Source organism: Cupriavidus sp. 2TAF22, assembly GCF_052115045.1.
In the GTDB taxonomy this organism is placed as follows: domain Bacteria; phylum Pseudomonadota; class Gammaproteobacteria; order Burkholderiales; family Burkholderiaceae; genus Cupriavidus.
Window position 1 is genome coordinate 92278 of record NZ_JBFRFX010000025.1, and the last position, 18830, is coordinate 111107.

The window sequence follows — 18830 nt, forward strand, 5'->3', positions numbered from 1 at the left end:
CCCATCCGGGGGGCATCGGGAATGAACGCAACTCGAAGGTGACAACGCACGCACAATGCGTTCCGGCGCGCGGCTTATGGGCAGAGAAGTGCCCGCGCGCGCGTGGCGCGTAGTGCGTATCGGCACAAGACATCACGCGGCAAGTCCCACTGCGCCTCCCACTGATGCATTTTCGCATTCGTGCACTGAGCAAGCGCATCACATGGAATATTCGGAAGAACCTATACTTTCTCTTATCGTTTTTTCAATTTCTCATTGAAATATGATTAAACGAAAATTCATCAATCCTTTAGGTTTATTTTAGATTTTTCATGTCCATCAATCCGTCAACCCTTCGTGATTCCATGATCGCGGTCGAAATCGTCCGTCCGGGCGGTCCGGAGGTTCTCGTCCCGACACAGCGTCCCGTTCCCCGGCCGAAACCCGACGAAGTGCTGATTCGCATCATTGCGGCCGGCGTCAACGGCCCGGACGTCTTCCAGCGCAAAGGGCTGTATGACCCGCCACCGGGTGCATCCGATATCCCCGGACTCGAGGTGGCAGGCGAAATCGTCGCACTGGGAGACCGCGTCACGCAATTCAAGACGGGCGATCTGGTGTGCGCCCTGATCCCCGGCGGCGGCTACGCGGAGTTTGCTGTCGCCAACGAGAGCAACACCTTGCGCATTCCGCCCGGCCTGACGCTGATCGAGGCGGCGGCGATGCCGGAAACCTTCATGACGGTGTGGCTGAACCTGTTCCAGCGCGGCAAGTTCGCAAAGGGCGATACCGTATTGATCCACGGCGGCGCATCGGGCATCGGCACCACCGCCACCATGCTGAGCAGAGCCTTCGGCGCAAGCAAGATCATCACGACGGTCGGTTCCGCGGCGCAACGCGACGCCAGTCTACGGCTCGGCGCCGACCACGCGGTCAACTACCTCGAAGAGGATTTTGTCGAGGCGGTGATGCGCCACACCGACGGCAACGGCGTGGACGTGATTGTCGATATCATCGCGGGCGACTACGTAGCGCGCAACTACGCCGCGGCCGCATTGAACGGGCGCATCCTGCAGATCGGTGTCATCAAGGGGGCGGCGCAGAACGTGGACTTCTTCCCGATGCTGACCAAGCGCCTGACCCATATCGGCTCGACGCTGCGCTCCCGCACCGCAGCCGAGAAGTCGCAGATCATCCGCGAACTGGAGGAACATGTCTGGCCCCTGATGGCAGGCGGCACGATCAAGCCGCTCGTCGACAGGACCTTCCCGCTCGAGAACGCCGCGCAGGCGCATGAACTGATGGACTCCGGTACGCATATCGGGAAGATCGTTCTGACGCCATCTGCCTAGCAGCTTGCCCGTATCCGCGGGTATGCATGTTCAGCCGGAGCCCGCTCCGGCTGAACACCGCGCGCGTATCATGGCCGGCGCGAGCGAGGTGTCCGGCGCGGTGTCCGACGAGATAAAGCGCCGCCGGAGAGGCGGCGTTTGAACGCCTGCGTCAGGCATGCCCCTTCGGCCGGTCGTGGCGGGGCAGATCCATGCCCAGTCCGCTCTGGATGGCCTGAATGCGGGACGTCACGCTCAGCTTCTCATAGATGTTCTTGAGATGCCATTTGATGGTCTCGGGGGCTACCCGGAGCGCCCGGGCGATTTCCTTGTTCGAAAGGCCGCGGGCGACGTAGTCGAGGATCTCGACTTCGCGGGCGCTCAGCCTGCTGGCCGCCGTTCGCTCGGGCGGGCGCTCCGCGGCGGGCCGCACCGGCGCGGCCGCGGCGTTTCCCGTCGCGTCCAGCCCGGCGAGAACCTTCTCGATATACCAGGACTCGACACCTGGAAAGGCGTCGGGGCGCTTGCGCAACGCGTGAAGGATCTCGCGCGCCGGTTCGCCTTCGTCGAGGAACACCCTGCACAGCCCGTTGTCCTGGCCATAGATCACCGCTTCCCCGATCGCCGCGGCAGCGTCCTCGGGCTGGCCCGCGCTCAGGGTGGCCACGGCCAGCAGCACGGTCACCTGGGACAGGACATAGCGCATGCCCGCGACGCGCGCCTCCGCTTGCATGGCGCGCAGACGTGGCAGCGCCTCCGTGGCGCGCCCACGCGCAATCAGCAACCGGCACAGTGCGGCTTCGCGCCGCTGCCATGTCTCGCGCTGGCTGCCTGACAGTGCCTGTGGATTCTCGCCTGGCAGCAGCGTCTCAAGCGCATGCCCCATGCTGGCGGCGCGCCCGAGATTGCCGGCGCGAATGGCCAGCCGGATGGCCTCGGCCTTGCAGGCCACCTGCAGGCGGAGCCAGCCGCGTTCCTTCGCGACGGCTTCGGCGCGTTCCACGATCCCGTTCGCTTCATCCACGTCGCCGTTCAGGAACGCCAGCCGCGCCAGCGTGATGCAGAAGCCCGCCAGGGGACCCAGGGAACAGGCCTGGAGCGCGATATCGAGCCGCCCACGCAGGATCTCGGCGACCCGCTCGAGATGATTCCACTCATAGCGGATCGCGGCAAGGTAGCCAACCGGCAGTACGGCGGCCGCGGACTGGCTGCCGGCGCTTGCGTTGGCTTGGCCAAGCGCGTGCTCCAGGGTGGTCACGGCCTCTTCCAGTCTGCCCTCCACAAAGAGGCTCAGGCCGACCATGCTCTGCCGATAGACGGTGGCATAGAGGGGCGCACCCCGCTCGGCACCATGGGAGACACGGTCGCGCAGGCGCTGCACTTCGTCGAACTCGGACGCATATGCCAACCCGAACACGAGCGTGGTCAGCCCTATGCCCTCCTCCCACGAGTTCGGTTCCGGCCGCATGTCCAGCACACTCCGTCCGAGCTCGAGAGAATCCCGGCTCGCATCGGACAGGCCAGCAATCAACGCTTTCACGGCGGCCAGTTCCACGCCGATGCTGTCGGCAACGGAGCGGTCGCGAGCGATGTCGGCTTCGACCGCGCGCAGTTCCCGCTGCGCCAGCACCGTCTGCAGCGAAAGCGCGAGCGCCCAGGCATGAACCAGGCGCAGGCGCAGCCGGCCTTGTATTGCCTCGTGCGGAAGCTTGGCCAGCCAGGTCAGTACTGTTCGTACATCGCTGGCTTCGACCAGCGTCATGGCGCAGCGCTCGACCCAGCTCGCGGCCTGGTCCACATCGCCCGCGGCGAGCGCATGCTTGACGGCCTCCGGCCACAGGGACTGGCCGGCATACCATGCACTGGCCCTGCGATGCAGGCCGGCGATATCCTCCGCCCGTTCCTCCTGCAGGCGCTTGCGCAGGTAATCCGTGAACAGCGCATGAAACCGGTACCACTCCCATTCCGCGTCAAGCGGGCGCAGGAACATATTGCCGGCCAGCAACCACTCGAGGTTCTTGCGCGCATCGTCCCTGCCGGTCACGGCGTTGCACAGGGCCGCCGAGAGCCGGTCCAGGATCGATATGTCCAGCAGGAAGTCCAGCATCTCGCCAGGCACGTGCGCCATGACGTTCTCGCTCAGGTAGGAAGCGATGTCGCGCCGGGCGCGCGGCAACTGTGCCGCAAGATCCTCGCCCTCCCCGCCTTGCTTGAGCGCCAGCGACGCGAGTTGCAACCCTGCGACCCAACCCTCGGTGGCGCTCAGAAGCTTCCGGGTCTGTTCGCCGTCCAGCGTCACCCCTGCCGTCTTCGAGAAGAAGGCCTGCGTTTCCGCGGGATCGAAACGCAGGTCTTCCGGCCCCAGGCGCAGCAGCTGGCCCCGGGACGCAAAATAACTCAGCGGTATTGGTGGCTCGCTTCGCCCCGCTATAGCGATATGGAGGTTCTCCGGTGCATAGCGCAGGAGCCGGAACACGGCTTCATGGATATCGCCGGAGCGAAGGCGATCGAAGTCGTCGAGAATGAGGACGAGCTTCCCCTCCCATGCCGCCACCTCGTTGAGCAGCTCAGCGAGAAGCGCCTCCACGGGTGCGAGATAGTCATTGCGCAGGAGTTGCTGCATGCGGTCGCCTACCTCGGCGCTCGCCTGCTGGACTGCGGCCAGCAGGTAGGCCGTAAACTGGACCAGGTCGTCATCCTCGCGATCGATGCTCAGCCATGCCACCGCGTACGCTTGCTCGAGAAGTGCATTGCGCCACTCGCAAAGAAGCGTGGTCTTGCCGAAGCCTGCGGGGGCAACCAGGGCTGTGAGCTTGCATTCGGTGCCGCGTGACAGGAGCTGGAGCGCATTGTGACGGGCAATCTGATGGCGCGTGTATGGCGGAACCAGCTTGGTGCGGATCAGCGCTGGCCTCCATTTCGCGTCGCGGGCCGAGGCCGGGCCGGGTAGCGTCTGGGCTTGCGTCATCTCGCTCGTATTGCTCCTCGGGAACCAGTCGGACTCATGATCGTCGCCGTGGCAAGTCACCGCCGGGCGCGGGGCCGGCGCGTGGTCACACCGCTAATTTTCCGAAGCCCCACGCTGCCTGGTGATTATCACCGCAAGTATAGGTTGTCGGATCAGGCCGATCCAGAATACCTTGCCAGCCGGAAATGTACCCGCCGGGACTGCAGATTCATCATGCATGGCCAGGTGCCCCAGCGGATACTGATCACACGGACGGCACGACTGCGCGCCTATTTCGACTTCGCGCCGTCCGTAAAGGGGTCGGRCTTGCCCGAGCGCGCACCATCGGTGTAGGGGTCACGCGGGCCGTTCCTGGCGCCGTCGGTGTAGGGGTCGCGTGCGCCGTTCCTGGCCCCGCTGCCATAGGGATCGCGGCTCGGCTTGTCCGGCCCCGTAGCTTGCGACGGATTCAGTTTTTCGGCGGTGGACTGCCTCGCGCCGCTGGTGTACGGATCGAACTTGCCGGAATTCGCGCCCTCCGTGTACGGGTCCCGGCTTCCGGTGCGCGCGCCGTCTGTGTATGGGTCTGGCGTCCTCTGTGCCTGTGCTGCGGCAATACCCGCGACAAAGGAAAGAGACAAGACAAACAGGGATGTGCGCTTCATAATTAAATCTCCGGCAGGAAAAAACTGATTAATCCAATCACGCCGGTCATCTTGCGCCTTTCCCCATGGTTTTCAACCGCCCTCCCCATCCGAGGGGGTAGCCCGCCACCCGCCTGGCAGCTGCCGGTTCGCGCCTGCCGCTAGTCGCCTATCCACCGGACATCTTGCTCTCCGGTCTGTATTCGACGCCACGCGGCGTAAGCATGGAAACACCGGCTCCAGGGCTGGATGCCTTCGTCGTATCCGCCCTCTTTTTCGCCAGGGCTCGCTTTTCCGCCCTGGCCCTCTCGATGACGTAGAAGTCGGGTCCGGCCACGGCCGGCAGAGAATGGCCAACAATCGATCCGGCCAACACTATGGAAATTAATTCTCGGAACATCCCAGATGCCTTGGTTTTTGCCTATTTATTGAGTCCTTATTCTCGACTCAATGGACATGACAAGAGTCTAGGGAATCGGGCGCAGGGAATAAACATGCCGGATGAGAACACATCGTTCTCATTTCTGGCCAAATCCTCTCCGGAAAGCGACTGGACATTTCCGCACCGTTCCTGAAGTACGAAGGGCCGTGGACCGGCTGTCCTCGCGCCCGAAGCGATCCGTCCTGCGGTCCATGCCATAAGGCATCCAAGGCAGCCCCGGCATGCGCCCCGGCTGCCGCCATCTCCATTCACGATGGCAGGCTCGCGAACCACTTGTTTTCGGGCCGACACCCTGGCGCCATGATTCGGTGACCTGCAGGCGCCGCGCTCCGTCGCGCGCCGGGATCACAAGGAAACCAGGATGGAAAGCATCGGACACAGGGCGTTTCGCTACCGCTTCACGGGACACGAGCGCGTATTCCACAACGTGTCGGCAGCCGAGGCGCTGCCGGACGTCTTGTCGCTGTTCGGGTATCGACGCGTGTTCGTCGTCTGCTCGCGGTCGATCAACACGAAGACAGAGTTCATCGGGCAGATCAGGGCATGCCTTGGCGAGCGCCTGGTCGGCCTGACCGACGACGTCGGCGAGCACTCCCCGCTGTCCAATGTGCTCAGGGCGGCAAGGCAGGCAAGGGATGCGCGCGCGGACGTGATTGTCTCGGTCGGCGGCGGCTCGGTCATGGATATGTGCAAGGCGATGCAACTTTGCCTCTCCGAGAACGTGTATGACAGGGCGCGGCTGCTCGAGCTGCAGTTCGTCCTGTCGGACGACGGCACCGAGATGCTGACGACCTCGCAAGCGCCGGCGGCGATCCGCCAGATCGCGATCCCCACCACGCTGGCCACGTCGGAGTGGACACCGGTGAGCACGCCGATCGACGACGAGACCCGGCTGAAGGCGCGCTTTGTCGTGCCCGACGGCTCGCCGCAGGCAATCATCTACGACCCCGCGCTCCTTCTCCAGACGCCCGTGCGCTTGCTGATGTCGACGGGAATCCGCGGCCTCGACCACGCCATCAACACGGCGTGTTCGTCATCGACGCATCCGTTTGCGAGCGTGCTGGCCGAGAAAGCCATCACGCTTTACATGGAAAACCTGCCTCTGCTCGCGCGGGGCGTGCTCGATGCCTTCACCCAGTGCCAGCTGGCGACGTGGTACACGGGGATGGGGCAAATGTCGGTGCCCCATGGCTTCAGCCACTGGATGGTTCACATCGTGGGGCCCCGCGGCGGGGTTCCGCACAGCGATGCGGCCTGTGTGCTGATGCTGGCCCAGGCCAGGTGGCTCGAGGGCTGGGCGGTGCCACAGCACGACCGGATTCGCGCCGCGCTGGGGCAGCCGGACCGGCCCTTCCACGCGATTCTCGGCAATCTCCTCGAGCGACTGGGCATGCCGACGACGCTCGACGACCTCGGTCTCACGCGACAGCAGGTCGACGATATGATCGCGCCCGCGCTGGCCCACCCGATGGTGACGCGCAACAACATCCGCCCGATCAGGACCGCGGCGGATCTGCGCGCGATCCTGTCGCTCGCCTGGCGGCCCTGATTGCGCCGGCCGCCACGGCGGCCGGTGTGGCCAGCCCGGCCCTGAAGCGACCGCCGCCACGGGCATGCCCGTGTCTCTGGCGCCGCGCCGGGCATCGCGCCATGGCGTGGCCAGGAGCGTAATATAGCCATCGCCACGCACGATGGCGGGCTCGCCACACCGGCTTGCCGCCTGTTGGCTGCGGCAGGACAAAGCCCGCAGCTACCCCGGGGCACGATCCTGGCGCGGCGCGTGTGCCGCGCGGTCCGTGCGGTCGCGGCTGGCCCCGTTCCGGAGACTCCTCCCCGCCCATGAAAATCGACCCGGTTTCGCTCAAGCTGTTCCTCGCGGTAGCCGAGCTTGGCACCATCGCCGCTGCCGCGGAGCGCGAGCATATCGCCGCCTCCGCGGTCAGCAAGCGGATCAGCGATCTCGAAGACGTCCTCAATACGCAATTGCTGGAGCGCAGCAACAAGGGCATCTCCCCCACCCCGGCGGGTGTCGCCCTGCAAAACCTGTCGCGCGGCATCATCAACGACCTCGACAATATCTTCACGTTGATGCATGACTATTCGAGCGGCACTCGCGGGTTGGTGCGCATCTTCGCCAACGTGTCCTCGATCGCACAGTTCCTGCCGGCCGACCTGCAGGGTTTTGTCGAGAAATACCCGCACGTGCAGCTCCAGCTGGAGGAACGCATCAGCAGCGCCATCCTGCACGGGGTGGCCGAGAACGCAGCGGATGTGGGCTTCTATGCAGACCTGGGCAGCCAGCCGCAGAATGTCCTCACGCTGCCCTACCGCGAGGATCAACTGGTCGTGGTGGTCCCTGCCGGCCATCCCCTGGGCGGCCGCAAATGGCTGACCAGCGCCGAACTGCTGGAGCACTACCTGATCGGTCTGCAGACCGGCAGCTTCATCAACCTGCAGCTCATGCGCGCTGCCGGCGAGCTCGGCGTGCCGGTGAGATTCCGCATGCAGGTCAACAGCTACGACGCGGTCTGCCTGATGGTCGAGTCCAGGATGGGCATCGGCATTCTTCCCAAGAGCCTGGCGCAACGATACGCCAGGGTGCTGAAGATCCGGCCGGTCGGGCTGAAGGAGCCATGGGCGCGGCGCAAGCTCAATCTGTGCATCCGCTCCTACGACAGCCTGCCGGTGGCGGCGCGGCTGCTGGTAGACCACCTGTGCCCGTCGGCCCGCGCGCTGGCCGCCTTGCGCGCATAGCGCAAGCGGCCAGCCGCGCCGGGCTTAGTCGACGGTCGCGCCGGCTGCCTTGACGATGGCGGCCCAGCGCGGCAACTCGTCGCGGATCAGCGCCTCGAACTGCGGCGTGCCCGACACGAAGGGCTGGCATCCCTGCCGGGCGAGGGTGTCGCGCACGTCGGGGCTGTCGATGACCTTGTTCAGGGCCGCCTGAAGGCGGCCGACCACCGCGCCGGGCGTATGCGCGGGGGCGAAAAGCCCGTACCAGGGGGTGGCTCCGAAGCCCGGCAGCGTCTCCCCCACGGTGGGTACCTGCGGCATGGAGGGCAACCGCTTTTCATTGGTGACGCCGAGCACCTTGAGCTTGCCCGCGCGGATAAAGGGCAGCGCCGACGGCAGGCTCTGCACCGATAGCGGCACTTGTCCGCCCACCACGTCCGCCACGGCAGCCGAAGCGCCCTTGTAAGGAACATGGACAAGCTTGATGTTGGCGCTGTGCTGGAGCATTTCGCCGATCAGGTGGTTCAAGGTGCCGTTGCCGGCGGACGCATACATGATCGTGTCCGGCTTCGCGCGCGCCGCTTCGACCAGTTCTCTGACGTTGTTCGGCCCGAAGGCGGGATTGGCAACGAGCACATACCCTGCCGTCGCGACACTGCCCACCGGCACGAAATCGCGGACCGGATCGAAGCCCGTGCGCTTGTACAGCGCCGGATTGATAAGGTGCGCGCTGCTTACGGTAAACAGGAGCGTATAGCCATCGGCGGCGGCCTTGCCGACGTAGGCCGTGCCGATGTTGCCGCCGGCACCGGGCCGGTTCTCCACGATGAACTGCCGCCCGAACTGCTCCGACAGCTTCTGCGTGACGATGCGGGCAATGGCGTCGTTGGCGCCGCCTGGCGTCTGCGGGACCACGACGGCCACCGGCTTGTACGGATAGGGATCCTGGGCGAACGCCGTTGTCGCCACGCTGAACGCGAGGCAGGCCTGCAAGAGTTTCCGTGGTGCCATGTCCTTGTCTCCTTTGGTGGAAAGGGTCGCCGGCAGCGTGCTTCGCGGCGGCAGCGACCTCTTTTCCCATGGTGACTGGCTCGCGGTCCCTTGCAAAATGGCGTATCGCGATCCCGCCATCGCGGATGCAGATGCCCGCGCCGGGTGCCTGATACGCGCGGGCGCGCATCGGCATGTGCGCCAAGGGCATCGCGAAGCGTCAGCGGCGTCCCATGCGCGACCTGCATTTGGCGGCCTTCCGTCCGCTTGCCGATCTCGCGAACATCGCCGGCATCACCCGCAAATCTAATCCTATTGAAATCTTCGAATCGATTCTTATAATTCATCGACCGGCCGGTCGGTTTATTAATATACTCAGTCTCCAGATCCCCCAGGAAAATCTCATGTACACCCAGTCACTTGATATCCCAGGCGGCCTCCAGCCCATCGATACGGCGAACGCCGACGTCTCTCCCGAGCAAGCCCGCTTCGACGCGCTGATGCGGGCCGACGGCAAGGTCGAGGCGCAGGACTGGATGCCAGACGCATATCGCAAGACGCTGATCCGGCAGATTTCGCAGCACGCGCACTCCGAGATCATCGGCATGCAGCCCGAAGGCAACTGGATCAGCCGCGCGCCAAGCCTCAAGCGCAAGGCGATCCTGCTGGCCAAGGTGCAGGACGAAGGCGGCCACGGCCTCTACCTGTATAGCGCGGCCGAAACGATGGGCGTCTCGCGCGACCAGCTGGTCGATGCACTGCATGCCGGCAAGGCCAAGTACTCGAGCATCTTCAATTACCCCACGCCCACCTGGGCGGATGTCGGCGTGATCGGCTGGCTGGTCGATGGCGCGGCGATCATGAATCAGATCCCGCTGTGCCGCTGCACCTACGGCCCGTACGCACGGGCAATGATCCGCATCTGCAAGGAGGAGTCGTTCCACCAGCGCCAGGGCTTCGACGCCCTGCTCTCGATGATGAAGGGCACGCAGGCGCAGAAGGACATGGTGCAGCAGGCGGTGAATCGCTGGTGGTGGCCGGTGCTGATGATGTTCGGCCCGAGCGACAAGGATTCGATCCACAGCGGGCAGTCGTTCCAGTGGGGCATCAAGCGTATCTCCAACGACGACCTGCGGCAGAAATTCGTCGATGCGACTGTCGAGCAAGCCAAGATCCTCGGCGTGACGTTGCCCGATCCGGACCTTAAGTGGAACGAGGAGCGCAAGGCGCACGACTACGGCGCGATCGACTGGGAAGAGTTCTGGCGCGTGGTGAACGGCGACGGGCCGTGCAACAAGGAACGCCTCGCCACCCGCGTGAAGGCACACGACGACGGCGCCTGGGTACGCGAAGCCGCCCTCGCCCATGCCGCCAAGCAGGCGGCGCGCGCACACAAACAAGCCGCTTGAACAGGAGACGAAGATGAGCAAGGAATGGCCGATCTGGGAAGTATTCGTACGCAGCAAGCAGGGCCTGGACCACAAGCATTGCGGCAGCCTGCATGCGTCCGATGCAAGCACCGCGCTGCGCATGGCGCGCGATGTCTACACGCGCCGGCAGGAAGGCGTCAGCATCTGGGTGGTGCCGTCGGCCGCGATCACGGCGTCCGACCCGGCGGACAAGGAGGCATTCTTCGAGCCGGCCGGCGACAAGATCTACCGCCATCCGACCTTCTTCGTGCTGCCGGCCGAAGTCGACCACATGTGAGGCGGGACATGACCATGACTACGTCACCCCATACTTCCCCCCATGCGTCCGCCCACCTCTCCTATGTGCTCCGGCTGGCAGACAATGCCCTGATCCTCGGCCAGCGCAACAGCGAGTGGTGCGGCCAGGGCCCGGCACTCGAGGAAGACATCGCGCAGGCCAATATCAGCCTGGACCTGATCGGCCAGTCCCGCCTGCTGTACTCGCATGCCGCGGCCCTCGACGAAGCCGCCGGCGGCGCAACGAAGACCGAAGACAGCTACGCGTACTTCCGCACCGAGCGCGAGTTCGCCAACTACACCATCGCCGAGCTGCCGCACGCCGGCCCGCTTGCCGGCACGGTGCGCACCGATCGCGACTACGCCGTGACGATCGCGCGCAACTTCCTCTATTCGGCGCTGATGATCCACCTGTGGGCCGCCCTGGAGTCGTCCGCCGACACGCAACTGGCGGCGATCGCGGCCAAGTCGCTGAAGGAGACGCGCTATCACCTGCAACACGCAAGCGACTGGCTGGTCCGCCTGGGCGACGGCACCGACGAATCGCACCGGCGGGCGCAGGCGGCACTCGATTACCTGATGCCGTACACACAGGAGTTCTTCGCGACCGACGCCGTGGAAACCGCGATCGCGGCGGCCGGCATCGGCCCGCTGATGGCGGACCTCGAGCCCGCATGGCAGGCTGACGTCGCCGCGACGCTGGCCGAGGCAACGCTCAGTGCCCCCGCCGCGGTGCAGTACATCACCACCGGCAAGCACGGCGAGCATTCCGAGCACATGGGCTACCTGCTGGCCGAAATGCAGTCGCTGGCACGCCAGCATCCTGGTGCAACCTGGTAGGACATGATGAACGCCAACGCCATGATGACGCCGGACGCCACGCTGGAACACGCCTGGGCCGTGCTGGAAGCGGTGCCGGACCCGGAGATCCCAGTGGTGTCGCTGCGCGAACTGGGAATCCTGCGCGACGTGCGGCGCGGCGCGGACGGCGCCGTCGAGGTTGTGATCACGCCGACCTACTCGGGCTGCCCGGCGATGTCGCAGATCGCGGAGGACATCGGCCAGGCGCTCAGCGCGGCCGGCATCGTGCCGCACCGGATTGCCACCGTGCTCGCGCCGGCATGGACCACCGACTGGATCACCGCCGATGCGCGCGAGAAGCTGCGCCGCTACGGCATCGCGCCACCGATGGGCAACTGCGGCAGCCACCAGGCGCCCCGGGAAACGACGATCCGCTTCGTGGCGCGCGCCGCCAGCGCCACGCCGGCCTGCCCGCAATGCGGCTCGCACCACACCGAGCGCCTGGCGCAATTCGGCTCGACGGCGTGCAAGGCCCTATACCGCTGCATCGACTGCCGCGAGCCGTTCGACTATTTCAAACCGTACTGACCTGGACCGACATCATGGCGACTCCGCAATTCCATCCGCTGCGTATCCGCGAGGTACGGCCCGAAACCGCCGATGCCGTCACGGTCTCGTTCGAAGTGCCCGACGAGCTGCGCGACGCGTACCGCTTCACGCAAGGGCAGTTCGTCACGCTGAAGACCCACCTTGACGGCGAGGAGACGCGCCGCTCGTACTCGATCTGTGTCGGCGTCACCGATTACGACCGCGACGGCGAACTGCGCATCGGCATCAAGCGGGTGCGCGGCGGGCGATTCTCGAACTTTGCGTTCGATACGCTGCGCCCCGGGCACGAGATCGAAGTGATGACCCCCGACGGCCGCTTCTTCACGCACCTGAACGCCGACCTGTCAAGGTCGTACGTCGCCTTCTCCGGCGGCTCCGGCATCACGCCCGTCCTTGCCATCATCAAGACCACCCTCGAGACCGAGCCGACCAGCCGCTTCACGCTGGTGTATGGCAACCGCAGCGTCGACGCGATCATGTTCGCCGAGGAACTCGAAGACCTCAAGAACCGCTTCATGAGCCGGTTCTCGCTGTATCACGTGCTGTCCGACGACCTGCAGGAAGTCGAACTGTTCAACGGCGTGCTGGACCAGGACAAGTGCCGCGCTTTCCTGCAGACGCTCACGCCGGCCACGGAGATCGACGAGGCATTCATCTGCGGTCCCGGACCGATGATGGACGCCGCCGAAGCGGCCCTGAAGGCTGCCGGCGTGGCGCCGGAGAAGGTGCACGTCGAGCGCTTCGGCACGCCGCTGCCCCAGGCCGGCGTGCCACCGGTCGAGATCACCGACGACATGCCGGCCGCTGACCTGGAACTGATCATCGACGGCAAGAAGCGCAAGCTGCGCCTGCCGTACCAGGGAATCAGCGTGCTCGATGTCGGCCTCAAGGCCGGCCTCGCCCTGCCCTATGCCTGCAAGGGCGGCGTGTGCTGCACGTGCCGGGCGAAGGTCCTCGAAGGCGAAGTGAAGATGGAAAAGAACTACACGCTCGAACAGCATGAAATCGACGATGGCTTCGTGCTCACCTGCCAATGCCATCCGGTGTCGGACCGGGTTGTCGTGAGCTACGACGAACGGTAATCCGATCACTGCAACCTACCAGAAAAAGCGGCCCCCAGCGATGAACCACTCCCTGTTTACCAAACACGAAAAGACCCTCGAACACGCCCTGGAAGCCATCCGCACGCGCGGCTACTGGAGTCCCTTCAACGAGATGCCCAGCCCGCGCGCCTACGGCGAGACCGCCGCGGCTGACGGCGAAGCGGCATTCAAGGCGCAACTCGGGCAGCCCTTCGCGCTCGACCAGGCCGGCAGCCATGGCGGCAGCGGCACCGTTGGCCAGGAACACTCGCCGTTCGGCTTCGCACTGGACATCGGCTATCCCAAGGCCGACCCGGATGCACTGATCCCGGCGGTGCAGCAGGCGCAGGCGCAGTACCGCAAGGCAGGCCCGAAGGCCTGGATCGGCGTGAGCCTGGAAATCCTCGAGCGGCTGAACCGCGCCAGCTTCGAGATCGCGCACAGCGTCATGCACACCACGGGGCAGGCCTTCATGATGGCGTTCCAGGCCGGCGGCCCGCATGCGCAAGACCGCGCGCTCGAGGCGATCGCCTACGCCTGGGACGCAATGCGCGCTGTCCCCGAGTCGGCCTACTGGGAAAAGCCGCAAGGCAAGAACCCGCCGCTGGCCATGGAAAAGCGCTTCACCATCGTGCCGCGCGGCATCGGGCTGGTGATCGGCTGCTGCACCTTCCCGACCTGGAACAGCTATCCCGGCATGTTCGCCGATCTCGCCACCGGCAATGCCGTCATCGTCAAACCCCATCCCGCCGCGATCCTGCCGCTCGCCATCACCGTGCGCATCGCGCGCCAGGTGCTGGCGGAGGCCGGCTTCGACCCCAACGTGGTGACCCTGCTGGCGACCGCCCCCAACGACGGGCCCCTCGTGCAATCGCTGGCCACGCGCGACGAGATCCGCGTGATCGATTTCACCGGCAGCACCGCCAACGGAGACTGGCTGGAAGCGCATGCCCGCCAGGCGCAGGTCTACACGGAGAAGGCGGGTGTCAACCAGATCGTGATCGACTCGGCCGAAGACCTGAAGGCCGTGTCGCGCAATATCGCATTCTCGCTCGCGCTGTACTCCGGCCAGATGTGCACCGCGCCCCAGAATATCTATGTGCCGCGCGACGGCATCCGCACGGCCGAAGGCACGGTGTCGTTCGACGACGTCGCCCGCTCCATCGCCGACGCCGTGCAGAAGCTGACCGCCGATCCGGCCAAGGCCGTCGAACTGACGGGCGCGATCCAGAACCAGGGCGTGCTCGACCGCATCGGACAGGCAGCCCGGCTTGGCACGCCGCTGCTCGACAGCCGCAGCCTGGCGCATCCGGCCTATCCGGAAGCCCGTGTCAGCACACCGCTGCTGCGCAAGCTCGACGCCAGCGGCGACGAAGCCGCGTTCACGCAGGAATGGTTCGGCCCGATCGCGTTCGTGGTCGCCACCGACTCCACCGCGCATTCGCTGGCACTCGCCGCACGCATCGCCCGCACGCGCGGCGCGCTGACGCTATCCGTCTACAGCACCGATGAGCAGGTGCTCGAAGCGGCCGAAGAGGCTGCGGTGACGGGCGGTGTCGCCTTGTCGGTGAACCTCGCGGGCGGCGTGTTCGTGAACCAGTCGGCAGCGTTTTCCGACTTCCATGCCACCGGGGCGAATCCCGCGGCCAACGCCAGCCTCGCCGACTCGGCGTTCGTCGCCAACCGGTTCCGCGTCGTGCAGAGCCGCCGCCATGTTGCGCAGCGCTCGCCTGCATAGCGTGCCCGCCAGCGCGCCCGCTACGGGCGCCTGAGCGGCTTCGGTCCGCCAACCATCGATACAAGTACTACCGGACGCTTGCCAGCCTGGCGACGGACGACGGCACAGACCGTCGCCTCGCATCGCCAGGAGGCAGGCCGCTGCGTGGCGCCCCCATCTCCGCCACCGTCCGATCCTATTCAGTAGCGTCATATCCAGGAGACAACCGTGGTCCAGCCCATTCCCCATCCGAGCGAACTCGACCCCATCGAACTAGCCAGCCGCGACGAGATCCAGGCGCTGCAACTGGAGCGGCTCAAATGGTCGCTCCGCCACGCCTACGACAACGTGGCGCACTACCGCCGCGCCTTCGACGCGGCCGGCGTCCACCCTGACGACCTGCGCCAGCTCTCGGACCTGGCGAAATTTCCGACCACGACGAAGAAGGACCTGCGCGACAACTATCCCTTCGGACTGTTTGCGGTGCCGCGCGACGAGGTGGTGCGCGTGCACACCTCCAGCGGCACCACCGGCAAGCCGACCGTGGTGGGCTATACCGCGAACGACATCGACACCTGGGCCAACGTGACGGCACGGTCGATCCGGGCCGCGGGCGGGCGCCGCGGCGACACGCTGCACAACGCCTTCGGCTACGGCCTCTTCACCGGCGGCCTCGGCATCCACTACGGAGCGGAGCGGCTCGGCTGCATGGTGGTGCCGATGTCCGGCGGGCAGACCGAAAAGCAGGTCCAGCTGATCCGCGACTTCGAGCCGTCCATCATTCTCGTCACGCCCTCCTACATGCTCAACCTGATCGACGAGATGACGCGCCAGGGCATGGATCCGGCGACGTCTTCGCTCAAGCTCGGCATCTTCGGCGCCGAGCCGTGGTCACAGGGCATGCGCAGCGAGATCGAGACGCGTGCGGGCATCCAGGCGCTCGATATCTATGGCCTGTCGGAGATCATGGGCCCCGGCGTAGCGTGCGAATGCATCGAAAGCAAGGATGGCCCGGTCATCTGGGAGGATCACTTCTACCCGGAGATCATCGACCCCATCACCGGCGAGGTATTGCCCGACGGCAGCCACGGCGAACTGGTGTTCACGTCGCTGTCGAAGGAAGCCATGCCGATGATCCGCTACCGCACGCGCGACCTCACTTCGCTGCTACCGCCCACCTCGCGTTCGATGCGCAGGCTGGCGAAGATCACGGGACGCTCGGACGACATGCTGATCATCCGTGGCGTCAACGTCTTCCCCAGCCAGATCGAGGAGCTGATCCTCGGCATCGCGCGGCTCAGCGGGAACTACCAGCTGTGCGTCACGCGCGACGGCCACCTGGATGCGCTCTCCGTGTCGGTGGAAGCGCGGGCGGAACTCTGCGACGCCCTCGCCGAGAGCGAGCGTGCCCAGCTTGCGAGGGAATTGCAGCAGCGGGTGAAGACGATCGTCGGCGTGTCCACGACGGTGCGCGTGCTCAATGCCGGTGAGATCAAGACGACCGCCACCGGCAAGGCGCAACGCGTGCTCGACCTGCGGCACGTGAGCGTATGAGGCCGGCGGGCGGGGGGCGCTGGCGCACCCCCGCCCGCCGCCGCGGGGCCGCTCCGGCACTGACCGCAGGCGTGGCACCGCGCGATGCAGGAAACCAAAAATGACTAGAAACCGGAGACAGACATGAACACCACCCGCAAATTCCTGGCCGTCGGACTCGGCCTGGCAGTCCTGCCCTGGGCGTCCTTCGCGCTTGCGGCCGAATCCCCCTTCCCGGCCAAGCCGGTGCGCTGGATCGTGCCCTACCCGGCCGGCGGCGGCTCGGACTTCCTGGCGCGCTCGATCGGCCAGGCGCTGTCCGCCAAGCTGGGCCAGCCGGTGCTGGTCGACAACAAGCCGGGTGGCAACACCGCGATCGCCGCGGCAGAGACCGCGCGCGCACCGGCCGATGGCTACACGGTGCTGTCGGCGGACAACGGCACGCTGGTTTTCAACCCGGCGCTGTACAAGACGCTTTCCTACAACCCGGTCAAGGACCTGGCGCCGGTCACGCTGCTGGGCAAGTTCCCGATGATCCTCGTGGTCGGCCCGGGCATGCCGGTCAACAACGTGCAGGAATTCATCGCCAGGGCCAAGGCAAAATCCGGCGCGGGCGGCATCGACTACGCCTCCGCCGGCGCCGGCAGCCCGCACCACCTGGCAATGGAGTTGCTCAAGGTGGAGGCCGGGCTGAACATGGTCCACGCGCCCTACCGTGGCGCGGCGCCCGCACTGGCCGACGTGGCAGGCGGTCAGGTGCCGGCCATGATGGTCGACCTGGCCTCGGGCGCCGGCTTCATCAAGGGCGGCAAGGTCAAGCCCCTGGCGGTGGCCAGCCCGACCCGCCTGCCGCAGTTGCCGGATGTGCCGACCTTTGCCGAAGCCGGCTACAAGAACGTGGAGGCTGCCGCGCTGGTGGGAATGGTGGCGCCGGCCGCCACGCCGGGCGAGGTAATCGCCACGCTGAACAAGCAGGTCGTGGCGGCCATCAGGGAGCCGGCCGTCAACAAGCGGCTGGTGGACTTCGGCGTGGAGCCGGTCGGCAGCACGCCCGCGCAATATGCCGACCTGCTGCGCAGCGAGACCTTGCGCTGGCACAAGCTGATCCGCGACCTGAAGATCACGCTGGACTGAGCGTCGCCGCGCTGCGCCGGCAGGTGCGCGGTATCGGCTTCATTGCCTGCGGGGAGGCTTTCGTCAGTTCCGGAAATGCCATTGATGCACCTTGACGCCTCCCCGTCAGCGCGACAGGATGTAGAGGTCCCCCCCGGGGGATTCCGACCATCCTGAAAAGGCGAAACCATGAACGAAGAATCCATGACCGTTGGCATCGACCATATTGGGCTGAGCGTGCCGGATCTGGCGCGTACCCGAGACTTCTTCATCCAGTGCCTGGGATGGAAACAGGTCGGCGAGAAACCGGACTACCCTGCGGCGTTTGTCTCGGACGGCAAGGTCCTGGTGACGCTGTGGCAGGTCGCCGATGTAGCGAGCTTCACCGGTTTCGACCGCAAGACTAACGTGGGCCTGCACCACCTTGCGCTGCGCGTCGCCACGGAAGAAAAATTCAACGAGGTATTCGAGCGTGTCTCGAAATGGCCGGGTGTGGTCGTGGAGTTTTCGCCCGAGCAGCTGGGCGCCGGGCCAAAGCGGCACACCATGCTCTGCGAGCCTGGCGGCATCCGCATCGAGTTCGACTTCGACCCCCGCGTCGCGGCAGGCTAGCCGCTTCGCGTGCCGGGCATCGCGGCGCCGGCCGGCGACTACGCTGGGCGCCGCCGGGGGCGGTGGACGGATGCCGCTTGTGCCGCGGCCATCCCGCCACCGGCGTGCCGTTCAGAACGGCTTGGTCGGCAGGTACTTGCCATCGAGCGTGATGACCGCGCGCTGGCCGCCTTCGGGGTCGTCCACTTTCTTGATGTCGAGCTTGAAGTTGATCGCGCTGATGATGCCGTCGCCAAACTGCTCGTGCACCAGCGCCTTGAGCGTGGAGCCGTAGATCTGCACGATTTCGTAGAAGCGGTAGATGGTCGGGTCGGTCGGCACGCCGCCGGGGATGCTGCCGCGCACGGGGACGGTCTGCAGCTGGCGCACGGCGTCGTCGTCCAGGTCCAGCTTGGCGGCCACCACCTTGGCGGCGTCCGCGGGCAGCGGGTGCTGGCCCAGCAGCGCGGCGGTGACAAAGGCCACGCTCAGGCCGGTGCCTTCGTTGATCTGCTCGAACGTCAGGCCCTTGCGGATCTTGGCGTCGATGATGAGGTCGCTCAGGGCCTGGCGGGGGGCTTGGCTGTATTGGGATTGGGTCATGGCATTACT

16 protein-coding genes are annotated in these 18830 nt (G+C 65.9%); 12 read left to right on the forward strand and 4 right to left on the reverse strand.

Translation table 11 applies throughout. The annotated features are described in order from the left end of the window. Nucleotides 1-311 precede the first annotated feature (311 nt). The gene (locus AB4Z48_RS26965; RefSeq protein WP_441619628.1) at nt 312-1331 is read left to right on the forward strand and encodes an NAD(P)H-quinone oxidoreductase; all 1020 of its coding nucleotides are present in this window, start codon (nt 312-314) and stop codon (nt 1329-1331) included. Nucleotides 1332-1482: 151 nt separating this feature from the next. On the opposite strand, the gene AB4Z48_RS26970 is transcribed toward AB4Z48_RS26965, so the two are convergent. Next, on the reverse strand, nt 1483-4278 hold the full coding sequence (locus tag AB4Z48_RS26970; protein ID WP_441619630.1) for a LuxR C-terminal-related transcriptional regulator: 2796 nt from the start codon (nt 4276-4278) through the stop codon (nt 1483-1485). A 269-nt stretch (nt 4279-4547) separates the two neighbouring features. Continuing rightward, nucleotides 4548-4922: a hypothetical protein gene (locus AB4Z48_RS26975; RefSeq protein WP_441619632.1), complete on the reverse strand. Its 375-nt coding sequence runs from the start codon at nt 4920-4922 to the stop codon at nt 4548-4550. 782 nt (nt 4923-5704) lie between these two features. Here AB4Z48_RS26975 and AB4Z48_RS26980 point away from each other — a divergent pair. Both AB4Z48_RS26980 and AB4Z48_RS26985 read left to right on the forward strand, forming a co-directional pair. Next, nucleotides 5705-6892 (forward strand): iron-containing alcohol dehydrogenase, encoded by a 1188-nt coding sequence (locus AB4Z48_RS26980; protein WP_441619634.1) that lies wholly within the window; start codon nt 5705-5707, stop codon nt 6890-6892. Between the two features lie 290 nt (nt 6893-7182). After that, a complete protein-coding gene (locus AB4Z48_RS26985) occupies nt 7183-8097 on the forward strand; it encodes a LysR family transcriptional regulator (RefSeq protein ID WP_441619635.1) in 915 nt (304 codons plus the stop codon). 24 nt (nt 8098-8121) lie between these two features. On the opposite strand, the gene AB4Z48_RS26990 is transcribed toward AB4Z48_RS26985, so the two are convergent. Further along, nucleotides 8122-9087: a Bug family tripartite tricarboxylate transporter substrate binding protein gene (locus AB4Z48_RS26990; RefSeq protein WP_441619637.1), complete on the reverse strand. Its 966-nt coding sequence runs from the start codon at nt 9085-9087 to the stop codon at nt 8122-8124. 383 nt (nt 9088-9470) lie between these two features. Here AB4Z48_RS26990 and paaA point away from each other — a divergent pair, with 383 nt between their 5' ends. The 9 genes from paaA (at nt 9471) to AB4Z48_RS27035 (ending at nt 18239) form a co-directional block, all read left to right on the forward strand. Continuing rightward, complete coding sequence (paaA, locus tag AB4Z48_RS26995) at nt 9471-10475, forward strand: 1,2-phenylacetyl-CoA epoxidase subunit PaaA (protein ID WP_441619657.1); 1005 nt, start codon at nt 9471-9473, stop codon at nt 10473-10475. A gap of 13 nt (nt 10476-10488) precedes the next feature. Continuing rightward, a complete protein-coding gene (paaB, locus tag AB4Z48_RS27000) occupies nt 10489-10773 on the forward strand; it encodes a 1,2-phenylacetyl-CoA epoxidase subunit PaaB (RefSeq protein ID WP_441619639.1) in 285 nt (94 codons plus the stop codon). A 14-nt stretch (nt 10774-10787) separates the two neighbouring features. Beyond that, on the forward strand, nt 10788-11612 hold the full coding sequence (paaC, locus tag AB4Z48_RS27005; protein WP_441619641.1) for a 1,2-phenylacetyl-CoA epoxidase subunit PaaC: 825 nt from the start codon (nt 10788-10790) through the stop codon (nt 11610-11612). A 3-nt stretch (nt 11613-11615) separates the two neighbouring features. After that, nucleotides 11616-12161 carry a 1,2-phenylacetyl-CoA epoxidase subunit PaaD gene (gene paaD / locus AB4Z48_RS27010; protein ID WP_441619643.1) on the forward strand — a complete coding sequence of 182 codons (546 nt, stop codon included), beginning with the start codon at nt 11616-11618 and terminating at the stop codon, nt 12159-12161. 14 nt (nt 12162-12175) lie between these two features. Then, nucleotides 12176-13264: a 1,2-phenylacetyl-CoA epoxidase subunit PaaE gene (gene paaE / locus AB4Z48_RS27015; RefSeq protein ID WP_441619645.1), complete on the forward strand. Its 1089-nt coding sequence runs from the start codon at nt 12176-12178 to the stop codon at nt 13262-13264. Nucleotides 13265-13304: 40 nt separating this feature from the next. After that, complete coding sequence (paaN, locus tag AB4Z48_RS27020; protein ID WP_441619647.1) at nt 13305-15002, forward strand: phenylacetic acid degradation protein PaaN; 1698 nt, start codon at nt 13305-13307, stop codon at nt 15000-15002. Nucleotides 15003-15209: 207 nt separating this feature from the next. Beyond that, nucleotides 15210-16535 (forward strand): phenylacetate--CoA ligase PaaK, encoded by a 1326-nt coding sequence (gene paaK, locus AB4Z48_RS27025; protein ID WP_441619649.1) that lies wholly within the window; start codon nt 15210-15212, stop codon nt 16533-16535. Between the two features lie 123 nt (nt 16536-16658). Beyond that, nucleotides 16659-17648 (forward strand): Bug family tripartite tricarboxylate transporter substrate binding protein, encoded by a 990-nt coding sequence (locus AB4Z48_RS27030; RefSeq protein WP_441619651.1) that lies wholly within the window; start codon nt 16659-16661, stop codon nt 17646-17648. Nucleotides 17649-17816: 168 nt separating this feature from the next. Next, nucleotides 17817-18239, forward strand: coding sequence for a VOC family protein (locus tag AB4Z48_RS27035; protein WP_441619653.1), 423 nt, complete (start codon nt 17817-17819; stop codon nt 18237-18239). A gap of 111 nt (nt 18240-18350) precedes the next feature. Here the strand turns inward: AB4Z48_RS27035 and cynS are convergent, their stop codons facing one another. Further along, nucleotides 18351-18821 carry a cyanase gene (gene cynS, locus AB4Z48_RS27040; protein WP_441619659.1) on the reverse strand — a complete coding sequence of 157 codons (471 nt, stop codon included), beginning with the start codon at nt 18819-18821 and terminating at the stop codon, nt 18351-18353. Nucleotides 18822-18830 lie beyond the last annotated feature (9 nt).